Source organism: Paenochrobactrum pullorum (assembly GCF_041929845.1).
Taxonomy (GTDB): Bacteria; Pseudomonadota; Alphaproteobacteria; order Rhizobiales; family Rhizobiaceae; genus Paenochrobactrum; species Paenochrobactrum pullorum.
Window position 1 is genome coordinate 24,064 of record NZ_JBHEEH010000019.1, and the last position, 10,527, is coordinate 34,590.

The following is a 10,527-nucleotide window of genomic DNA, read 5'->3' on the forward strand; positions in this document are numbered from 1 at the left end:
TTTATAGCTTGTCTCTGAGCGCTTCATGGAGGGTTTATCGTAGAGACCGCCGTTTTTTTGAAAGGGCGTATAATGGGGCTATTGAATCGGGTGTAAAGGTTATGTCGTTGTCATCCCATTTGCAGGACTCACGTCAGAAACACCGCTTACTTTTCAGCGTCTCTACGAGAATCTCTATATTTTTGATTTTTTACTAAGAAGTAACTAAGGGAATACAAAATATATAGAAAAATGGGGGTGTATAATAGAGACGCTGAAATCGATCAAAAATAAATGAAATCAATGAATTTTATTATATCGCTTTAAAAGCTTAATCAGCTTCGCATTTTCAATAAAAACATCGATGTCAGGACGATACATTAGAGATACTCTTCTCATAAGTACTTTAATCGATTTTTCCTTAGAGTAGCCGTTAGAAATAAGAATGTTGACAGCGCTCTTAAGAATGATTTGTGCGATTATCTGATCGCTTTTGCTGCCCATTTTATCGTGTATAAGTGTAACTACCAAAGCCGAAACGGACGACGCAAGCGCAATATCAGCGCGATCAGCCTCAGGCTCTAAATTTGATTTCAATTTTGCACGATAGCGCTTTTGTCTTTCATTTTTCAGTTTATTAGTTTCAGCTGGCCTTGGCATATCGCTTCTCCTTGTCTAGCGTCTCTACGAGATAAATTAAGGAGTTATATCGCAACCTTCAAAACAGAAGCCGCCGCCGGCAGTTTATGCATGGAGAACTATGATAAGAGGAGCAAATGCTTGTAAACGTTGAGAAAGCTATATGTATATAATGTGTAGAAATTTTATAAATTTAGGATAATTTGTATTTATCTGCAGCTCATGAGTAATATGAGATATATTTTATATCGAGCTATTTAATCATGAATTACAGCGTCTCTACGATACTCGCAAAGCCGTTTTTGAACGTTTCAAAGATCAAAGCTAATGGTCAGCCGTCGCTTGATCAGATTTCTGTAGAAATTTTGGGCAACGAGCTATTAAGTGGCAATGTTGACATTGAGACAGCAGTACATGAGCTATTGAAGCGACATAATATAAACAATGTCAGGCATGATGCGGTAATCGCTAATGTCATAAAACTCACCATCACGAACGGCTGGCTTTATAAATCTGAAAATTCAGCTGAATTAGACGAACATAAAATCACGATATTAAAATCTGAAGCACTGTCTTTGTTGTATAAGACATTCGGTAGTCGATGTGTTCATGCGTCGTTAGATATGAATAGTGAGCCGATTATCATCGCTGTCATTATTCCGCTTGTTAAGTCTGAATCCGGTTTTAAATTGTCAAGCAAAGAGATGTTTGGGCCACGGCAGATATCTGAATTACATCAGCAGTGGGAAGATAGACTTATTGATCACGGTATTTCAGCTAGTGAAAGTTTACGCGTTGCAAAACGGATTAATTTGAGCAAAGCATACGGCTTATTAGATGATGCTGATCAGTTCAAAGAAGAAATACGTTTATTGCACACTGCATCTGCCAGCGCTCGTCTTAAAATCGCTGAGAGAAGTTTGTCCAAGGCGGATCAGGTCAATAAACCAGATACTCAAAAAACCATTTTATCTATCGCAACCGAGCTGACTAAAGAGCAGATCAACAAATTGCGTCTCATACCAATACAGTCTGTAGCTCTTAAGCTTGGACACAGCGGTACTATTGAGAAAAATGAAAATGCTATCGATTTGACTAAACGTTTAAACGATATGTCATACAAAGAGTCAGTGAACTGGCTTTATGAAAATTTCGGAGATGATGCAGCTAAGGTAAGCAACACTGCTATTAAAAACTGTGCATTCAATAATTTATCAAAATCAGATTATGTAAAATTCAAAGCTGTCGAAGAGCAGTTACATGCGCTCTCAGCAGCCGCGTATCGTATCACTGCCATGTCGGTTAGAGACGGTGAAAAAATTGGTCAAAATATCGGCAAGAAGCATTTAGATAAAGATGCTCTGTCAGCACATGAAATATTTGAGTTGATACCAGTGATGTCAAAACTCAATTTACAGGGTTGGAACCTGTTCATCACTCCGCTCGATAAAAATATTGAGTACATTCTAATCGATGATTTAAATTGCTCTACAATGAATGAATTTAAAAGTGTGGGGTACTCCCCATGCATTGAGCTTCAAACTTCAGAAGATAGCTTTCAAGCAGTCGTTAAAATCGCGAAATCAAATAGTGATGTGAAATGCCGCAACCAGTTATTTAAAGACCTAAACCGCGCGTACGGTGATGAGAAAATTGTCGGTATGATACACCCCATGCGCTTGGCTGGCTTTCTTAATCGCAAAGATAAACACCGTACAGAAAATGGTTTATATCCGTTCGTAAAGATTATCAGTGCTAAAAACCGTCTATGCAATATGACAATGCAATTAGCCAGTAGCTACTTCGCTGCTTAATCATATACTCTCAAAATCAATTTACAGCCGTTAAAACGTATCCAGCTAATTGCCAGCACTGCTTTATCACGCAACGACGTGACGGCTTAGATAACCCAGATAACGCCCAGGTCGCAAACGTACCACCCAATTCATCGGTAGATATAAAGCTCGTACAGCACATGCTTTCTCAATTTATATATCAAAGCACTGCACAGCTCATCAAAGCTGCTTAAAATCAATTTGCAGCTCTTTCAGACGCAATCAATGTTTAAACATACAGAACGGAGTTTAAGGGAGCGGAGCGATCCTCTATTCCGTCGAACAGACGGATCACCTAGCTTGCGGCAATGAGCATCTAATCCGCGAAGCGGTATATATTATCTACTCTTTTAGAACTATTTTCTTATCATTCTGTATCGTCATTTAGTAAATTCACAGAAATCAGCGTATATCGCAATAAAAACAACAACTTAACAAGGATTGTTTGTGACCCTTAAATCACAGAAATAGGGAAAACAAGGGATACAGAATAACGACAACAATATGCACACTCAAATGAAGCTGATTTACTATCATTCTGTATCGTCAATTAGTAATTTTATAGAAAACCGTGAATTAGATAATTAAATCAAATGGTTAATGCCAAACGTTTACGACCCCTAATTAACAGATTTGGGGTTTGTGCAGCTATGGTAAGCGCATAGTGTTATCAGTCAGTAGCTTTGATGATGTGAACAGTTGAGCGTTGTGCAAGATATGCCAGCTCATCTGATGTAGCGATGATTATAAAGCTCGTACAGCGCTTGTTTAAGCACTTTACATGCAATGCACTGCTCAAGTAGCTTGTGCTGCTTAAAAAGCAATTTATGAGCTTCAGCTGTTTCAGTTATACATAAATTACGAAATGTGTATAACGCTGATGCTATGCTTGCTTAACAGATATGCGACGTTGATATGATTAGCTTTAAAACTGACATAAACGCGTTTTAAGCGCACTTATTTGCTTTTTCATATCATTACACGCAAGCGCTCAATATTACGCACACAGAAGAGAGCGGAGCGATCTTATATTCCGTCGAAGACGGATCACCTAGCCTGCGGCAATGAGCATTCTTCACCGCGCAGCGGTATATATATTATCTTCTATTTTAAAACTATTTTCTTATCATTCTGTATCGTCAATTACAGTTCGACGTAAAAAGGCTTATTTACTCTGTTAGATCAACTACTTAAGTCAATTCGTTTACGACCCCTAATTAACGGAAAGAAGGTAATCTATGGACTACAGATACTGACATCCAGATATCTCTCAATTTAGAAGCTGATTTACTATCATTCTGTATCGTCAAATAGTAATTTTATAGAAAACCGTGAATTAGATAACGAATTCAATTGGTTGATATGAATTGTTTGCGACCCCTAAATAACGAAATCGATGTATTTAATAGTAGTGGTTAATAGCCGGCGGAAACGTCCAATTAGTTTGCTTAGATAACTGGCGCGACAGCTGATGCAGTAAACAAAATTGATATACGAATTATCTCACAATTTGACTTGAGCTAAATCATGCACTTATCTTTATCTCATTGATATTATGTATTTTGAGAATTGTTAATGAAAATAAGGAAAATAAATCATTATGGCTGGGACTTCAGAAGAGTTGAAATAAAAGATTATTTCAAACCTTTAAGTCGGGGAAATCTATTAAAATCAATTAAAGAAGGTTCTCTCTCCATTACACTTCCAGAGTCTCCCAGACCTCTTGAATTGCTTCAGGGTGTACCGTGCGGCGAGGATATCCTTACATGCAATGATATGATTTTACATGAGTTTCTTATCTCTATTCATTATGATTCTGACAAGACAATGAATAAGAAAAGGTGCGGTATTACTTTTAAAGCCTTTACCAAATTTTTCGGTTCAAACTATCGTATCGGTGCACTTAAAAAATCGTTGGAGCGATTAACAAAACAGACGATGAATTACAGCAAGAAATATAGAAATATTGCTATGCTAAATTCGTATGAAATTACTGCTGATAATAATGTGTTCTTTGAACTTTCAGACTCTATTAAAGAGATGATGAGATGTATGAAAAAATATGCATATATCGAAATGTATCATATAAAAAACATCACATCTAAATATATGTTTAGGCTTTATAAAATTTTTATATCTGAATTAAGACAGAATAAATGGACTGTAAATCAGACTGATAATCAGTGTTTCATTAGTTATGACATTAAAAAATTTATCAAAAAAATCGGATACAAAGACGAATATAGAAAGTTCAAAAGTAAAATTTTGGGTGGCATAAACAACGAAGGAAGTCACTATTTTAGTAGTGAAAAATTCGATTTTACTATCAATGAAATCAACGGAAAAGGTCGTGGTAAACCTGTATTGAAAATTTATTTCAAGTTTGAGTTAAAACCGATTTCTCATAGATATTTAAGAGTGTTCCGCGCTTTTAAAAGACCAGTTTTTTCAGGCGGCTCTGACCTTACAGAGTTCCGCGTAAACTCTGATTTATGGCTTAAAGCAGAGCGTATATATCGAGAAAATAAAGATAACTTTGACGATGATCATCCGAAAAACTTAACGCAAGCTAAAGACTTTTTCGGACTGTGGATGACTGCTTTGCAAGAGTCTTTATCTGGAATAGAAGCCGGAGATATGGGGCACTGCAGAAGATATCGCGGTCGCTCACTATTGAACGAAATTAAGATGTATGGCGCTGATGATGCCGCGTGGGGATTGATATGCGAAGAGCTTATTGATCCAGATATCTCTCTTTATAAAGAGAGATTTCAAGCACTAGCAAACAATGCTGAATTACAAAGATACGAAAGAATGAAGGATGCTGGACTTATTAAAAACAAGCCAGTCCGCTATCAAAATAAACCCATAATTATTGAAGAATATTTGACTAAAGAAGAGCTGCTTGAGAAGCGGAATAAAGAAGAAATTGAAAGGAATGAATTCAAAGAAAACTTTAAAAAAAGATATAATGAAATAGAATTAGAATGCAAAAATGAAGCTCTCGAAAACTTAGATAAATATGAAAATCTGATATTAAATACAGACACTTACAACAAGGAAATTTTAAAAACCGACGTTGCAACAACTATCGTAAACATGGGCTTCAGCGGCGATAAATATATCAATATTTACATATATTCAGATTTCACAGGATATTGGCATTTAGGTAAATTTCAAGTCGGCCCAAAAGACTTATTTCGCATACTTAAATATATTGGAAAACATTTAGAAAAAAAACCGTTTGAGTGGAGATAACAATGTACGATAGAGCAATAATTTTAACTGCCCCAATTGACGCTTTAGAAGTTTTTTTGAGTAAGATATTTGTAAAATCTAAGCAAGCTGAAGATGATAAAAAATATGATCTAATTCCATTTTTGATTGACGTGAACAGTGCTTTAAGAGGTGATAAGTTAAACAATAGAATAGATTATAAAATTAATTTTTATGACGATGAAGATGAAATTTTAAAACTTAAAAATGAACTTAGATTAGATTACGAACATAGCTTTCTTATTGATATTATTGTCGTAAATCGAGCTCGGGTGAACTTAAAGAAATCTATTGATGCTCCGAGCAGTTTCCGTCAATTTCCGCAATAATTAATTTTAATTAACCCAAGGGGCCTTGACTAAAAATAGGGTCCCTATATGTTTTGGTTTCCTTGTTGGTCGCTTCATCATGATGCGATGGGCAAGCGACGCGAGGCGTATCACGATGAATTTCACATCCTTTTTAATACGAATATTTGCATAATTTTCCGGCCTTCATGGCCTGATTTCGCTTGCATTATTTTTATTAAAAAAGGGAAGCTACGTGAAAAACTACGTCAACAAATTTTACATTTCAGATACTCATTTCGGACACGAGATGATCATTGGCCTTTGCAATCGCCCATTTTCTTCAGTTGAGGAAATGGATTCTGCGATGATCGATGCTTGGAATGAAGTCGTGTCTGATAATGACATTGTGTATCACCTAGGCGACTTCTGCTTCGGTTCTGACGACTATGCTGAGTACATTTTTAATCAATTAAATGGCCGTAAAATTTTAGTGCTGGGTAATCACGATATTGATCGCGATGGTAATGCGCTGAAGAAAATTGCGGATTTGAACTGGCACAAACCGCCAGCTCATGCAGTCTATACACGCGACGAAGGTCAGTACCTTTATTTATCGCATTATGCTCATCGCGTATGGCCGAGCAGCAACTATAACAACAGTTATCATTTTTATGGTCACTCGCATGATATGCTGTACCAAAACGGCTTGTCGCGTGATGTCGGCGTTGATAGCGCTGATGTAAACTTCCGTCCGCGAACTTTTAAGCAGCTCACGCAAGGGCTTAAGCCGCTAATAAACAACTACAATTCCTGATTTTTTAGTTTTGCTTCTACGGAAGCTCAAAGAAGCCACGGCTTCTTTTTGAGATCGAAATGATCTTCGAAAAAAGGGATTTGTAGATATGAAAAACCGCCTGAATGAAAGCCTAAAACACGATAAAAATGAACGTGAATGTTCAAATGAGCAGCGTACAAAAGGCGCTATCATTGTACCCAAAATCGAAACTATCGGTGAGTATTTAGTATGGAAAACGTTTGAGTTAGCAGCTCAAAAAGAGCTTCCTAATGCTCTAAAATCAGGTGTTCCGTGTACCGCAATTATCGTGGCTGGCAAAGATTCTACATTCGTATCGCTAATTCTTCAAAAATTTTTAGATTCTGACTTTGATGCAGATTTAATCTCCGGATTTTCTGAATCTACGAGTGTTTTTAGATACGATCACCCAGAACCGCTCTCACTTAAAAATCTTTTATTTAAGTATTCAGAAAATAATAGAAATTTCATCATTGCAGAGCGATTTCAAGATATTCCCGAGGAAATTCGGATTGTCAGCGATGAAGTACTCTATTTAGATGATTTTCTTGATGAAATTCTAATTGCAGAAGCGATTGTACGATACATCGATAAAGATGCTGAAGTTTCCCTTGCGGACACGATTATCGCTAGAGATGCGGGATTTGAAATCATTGAATTAGCTTTCAAAAAGTACAGGTCGCTATCAAATAGCTTCGATTTGTGCGCAAGCCTGCTCAGAAGCTCTCGCAACAAAGGCAATAAACCTGATACTAATAAAATTGAAGAAATTGCCAGCAAACATCGTCTCCTGATGCCGCCAAAGGGCCCTAAGCTATCTGAACTCCATGGTTTTGGTGCCGCTAAGACATGGGGAGAAGACCTGGCAGAGGATATTGCTGATTGGAAACTTGGCAAAATTAAGTGGTCTGAAATCGATAAAGGTATGCTGATTTCCGGTGTTCCCGGATGCGGGAAAACCACCTTTGCTGCAGCACTTGCACGTAGCTGTCGAGTGAATTTTCTGCCCACATCGCTAGCGCAATGGCAAGCAAGCGGCACCGGACATTTGGGCGATATGCTTAAAGCAATGAGACAGGATTTTCAAAAAGCTAAGTTGAATGCTCCTTGCATTATTTTTATCGATGAATTCGATAGCGCTGGCGATCGTTCGAAATTTGAAGGTCAGAACGCTCAGTATTTAACTGAAGTTGTCAACGCTTTGCTCGAATGCATCGACGGCTCACTCGGAATTGAGGGTGTTGTTGTGCTGGGCGCAACAAACTTTCCCGATAAAATTGATGCTGCTCTTAGGAGAGCTGGCAGACTAGATCAGCATATCGAAATTCCGCTTCCAGATGAGCCAGCACGCGAAGGTATTCTACGATTTCATCTCGAAGATAAATTGAAAGATCAAAATTTGTCGGAAATTGTTGAAATTTCTGACGGATTTTCAGGTGCTGACATTGAACAAATTGTGAGACAAGCAAAGCGGTTTGCTCGTCGACAAAAACGAGAATTGCAGACATCAGATTTATTGGCAGCATTACCACCTAAGAGAAAATTATCGCAACAAATTATCGAAAGAATGGCAATCCATGAAGCTGGACACGCAGTAGTAGCTCATGAATTCGGCTATCCGATTATTGAAGCTAAAATTATTACTGAAATTTCAATTGAAAATACGGATTATTTCGCCGGCGGTTCTGTCAAATATGGACATCATCAATCTGAGTTTTTCATCACAAATTCAGATATCAGTAAATATATCCAAAGAATTTTCGGTGGTATGGCTGCCGAAAAGGTTTTTTATGGTGATCACTCAACTGGTTGTGCCGCCGATCTTCAACATGCCACCTATTATGCAGCACATATGATTTTAGCCGCGGGCATGGGAGATGACATCGTTTGTACCGCTGAAATGACACGAGAATCCGTATTTTCGGCTCTCAGAATGAGGCGGGATTTGCAAGACAAATTGAGCAACATGCTCAATGATTGCATGCATTATGCGGAGCATGTCATCAAAACTCGTAAAAAACATGTCGAAAATTTAGCCGCGGCACTCATCAGTAAAGGAAAACTTTCAGGTGCTGAAATTGAAGAAATTTTTAGCAAAACTGATCGCATTGACCAGCCAATTCTACTTGCAATGAATGAAATGTTGCACACACAAAATATTCACTAAAAAGAGGGGAACTACATGAAGAAACTACTTATTGCAGCTCTTTTAGCATCATCATTCACTGCCACAGCATATGCTCGAGATCCGTTTATTGGCGACTATGGCGGTGATTGTAATGATAAAAATGGCCAATGCTGGATCGAGATCGATAAAAAAGCAGGTAATAAATATGAGGTAACATTTGTTGCTGCAGATCGTTTTAATTCACTTGATATTATCTGCAAAATTTCCGGTGAATTCGAAAGGGGTCCGATTAATTATGACGTTCATCAGTCTTATGACGACGGAATTTCAGGAAGCCTTCAAAACGGTTATTTTTTCATTGTAACCAGGGATGACGGATATATTGATGTGGGAGGCGGCTTGGGTGACGGCTTTGCGTGTCAAAATGATAAATACTTAATTCAGGGTATGTATCAAGCTTATGGACATTAAATAATTTAATTACATATCAAAAATGTTAAACAGCTCTGATTTAATGATAGTCAGAGCTGTTTCTTTTTATAATTCGCCTCGCAACATTTTATCAGCAATAGATGGCCGTCCGCGCTTTCGCTTAGGCATATCAATATTTGCTGGCTGAGGAGCTGGCTTGCGTAAGCCGTCTACCCAAATTTCTAAATCTTTATACGCGAACATAGTGCGTCTGCCGATGTTAATCGTTGCTGGGCCTCTGCGCTTGTAAACTAAATCGCGTAGAGCTGGTCGAGATAATCCTAATTTTTTTGCTGCATCATCATAATTTAATAAAAGCGGTCGAATATCATTATTCATATTTAAAAGTAGCTAGTGTTGTTACAAATATGTTGACCGCTATTTTATTGGTCGTCAAGCCCTCATGTCGCCGTATGTCGATTATAAAAAAGTGACCACTGCCTTAATTTTCCGCTGGCACATCTGGCACAATTCCGGCACAGTGAACGGCGACAAATAGCGACATCCAGCGACATGAGGCGATGCTAAGTTATTGATTTTACTACTAAGTACTTGATATTAAAGAGGGCTTAACTGCCCTCCGAAGGCAGAGGTCACAGGTTCGAATCCTGTCGGGTGCGCCATAAAAATCAATGACTTAACTGATTTTCCAACCATTCAACAAACCCTTCAATAGCCACCAGTGGCGGAAACAATCGGCAACATATTCCCACCGCCCAGCGACCACCTGAAGGTTTGCGTCAGCGCCATGGCAGGGCGATGGGATTCGTATCTCCATTAGTTCACCGGTGGTGATCGGTGGATTAAAACTTATCTCGCAGCTTTGTGAGAAATACCGTGCAATTGAAATTACAGGCACGGTCGTCAGTCCAGCCGGCAAATGAAATTTGATTGTGTGAAATGCCAATTGCTGGAATTAAATTTTCTAAGCTCGGTCCATTGTAGGTAGCCAAGTCAGATAAATCTGGTGGAAAGCTGAATGGCTCACTTCCTTTGTTAACCAGCCCCATAAACCAAGTTGGACTTGCTTCGTAAAAGTGGAGAGGTTTTCTTGAGTTGAAAGGAAACTTACATGACGAAGCGAGCAGATTTTAC

At 38.2% G+C, this 10,527-nt stretch carries 8 protein-coding genes and 1 tRNA gene; 7 read left to right on the forward strand and 2 right to left on the reverse strand.

The window, feature by feature from the left end; translation table 11 throughout:
• Window positions 1-279: 279 nt before the first annotated feature.
• A complete protein-coding gene (locus tag JNC77_RS15995) occupies window positions 280-639 on the reverse strand; it encodes a hypothetical protein (protein ID WP_374834293.1) in 360 nt (119 codons plus the stop codon).
• Window positions 640-881: 242 nt separating this feature from the next.
• Between JNC77_RS15995 and JNC77_RS16000 the strand changes: the two genes are divergently transcribed.
• The 6 genes from JNC77_RS16000 (at window position 882) to JNC77_RS16025 (ending at window position 9,432) form a co-directional block, all read left to right on the forward strand.
• Complete coding sequence (locus JNC77_RS16000) at window positions 882-2,432, forward strand: DNA-primase RepB domain-containing protein (protein WP_374834295.1); 1,551 nt, start codon at window positions 882-884, stop codon at window positions 2,430-2,432.
• A 1,596-nt stretch (window positions 2,433-4,028) separates the two neighbouring features.
• Window positions 4,029-5,711, forward strand: a complete 1,683-nt coding sequence (locus JNC77_RS16005) for a RepB family plasmid replication initiator protein (protein ID WP_374834297.1) — start codon at window positions 4,029-4,031, stop codon at window positions 5,709-5,711.
• Window positions 5,712-5,713: 2 nt separating this feature from the next.
• Entirely contained in the window at window positions 5,714-6,058 is a 345-nt protein-coding gene (locus JNC77_RS16010) for a hypothetical protein (RefSeq protein ID WP_374834299.1), read from the forward strand.
• A 214-nt stretch (window positions 6,059-6,272) separates the two neighbouring features.
• Window positions 6,273-6,833: a metallophosphoesterase family protein gene (locus tag JNC77_RS16015; protein ID WP_374834301.1), complete on the forward strand. Its 561-nt coding sequence runs from the start codon at window positions 6,273-6,275 to the stop codon at window positions 6,831-6,833.
• A gap of 88 nt (window positions 6,834-6,921) precedes the next feature.
• Entirely contained in the window at window positions 6,922-9,000 is a 2,079-nt protein-coding gene (locus JNC77_RS16020; RefSeq protein ID WP_374834303.1) for an AAA family ATPase, read from the forward strand.
• Window positions 9,001-9,015: 15 nt separating this feature from the next.
• A complete protein-coding gene (locus JNC77_RS16025) occupies window positions 9,016-9,432 on the forward strand; it encodes a hypothetical protein (protein WP_374834305.1) in 417 nt (138 codons plus the stop codon).
• A 66-nt stretch (window positions 9,433-9,498) separates the two neighbouring features.
• Here JNC77_RS16025 and JNC77_RS16030 read toward each other — a convergent pair whose 3' ends face one another.
• Complete coding sequence (locus JNC77_RS16030; RefSeq protein WP_374834307.1) at window positions 9,499-9,771, reverse strand: helix-turn-helix domain-containing protein; 273 nt, start codon at window positions 9,769-9,771, stop codon at window positions 9,499-9,501.
• Between the two features lie 209 nt (window positions 9,772-9,980).
• Between JNC77_RS16030 and JNC77_RS16035 the strand changes: the two genes are divergently transcribed.
• Window positions 9,981-10,055: transfer RNA gene (locus JNC77_RS16035), tRNA-OTHER, on the forward strand.
• Window positions 10,056-10,527 lie beyond the last annotated feature (472 nt).

Bases quoted from the DNA above. Each gene is read 5' to 3' on its own strand.
- JNC77_RS15995 (WP_374834293.1), bottom strand. From the start codon at position 639: ATGCCAAGGCCAGCTGAAACTAATAAACTGAAAAATGAAAGACAAAAG.
- JNC77_RS16000 (WP_374834295.1), top strand. From the start codon at position 882: ATGAATTACAGCGTCTCTACGATACTCGCAAAGCCGTTTTTGAACGTT.
- JNC77_RS16005 (WP_374834297.1), top strand. From the start codon at position 4,029: ATGAAAATAAGGAAAATAAATCATTATGGCTGGGACTTCAGAAGAGTT.
- JNC77_RS16010 (WP_374834299.1), top strand. From the start codon at position 5,714: ATGTACGATAGAGCAATAATTTTAACTGCCCCAATTGACGCTTTAGAA.
- JNC77_RS16020 (WP_374834303.1), top strand. From the start codon at position 6,922: ATGAAAAACCGCCTGAATGAAAGCCTAAAACACGATAAAAATGAACGT.
- JNC77_RS16025 (WP_374834305.1), top strand. From the start codon at position 9,016: ATGAAGAAACTACTTATTGCAGCTCTTTTAGCATCATCATTCACTGCC.
- JNC77_RS16030 (WP_374834307.1), bottom strand. From the start codon at position 9,771: ATGAATAATGATATTCGACCGCTTTTATTAAATTATGATGATGCAGCA.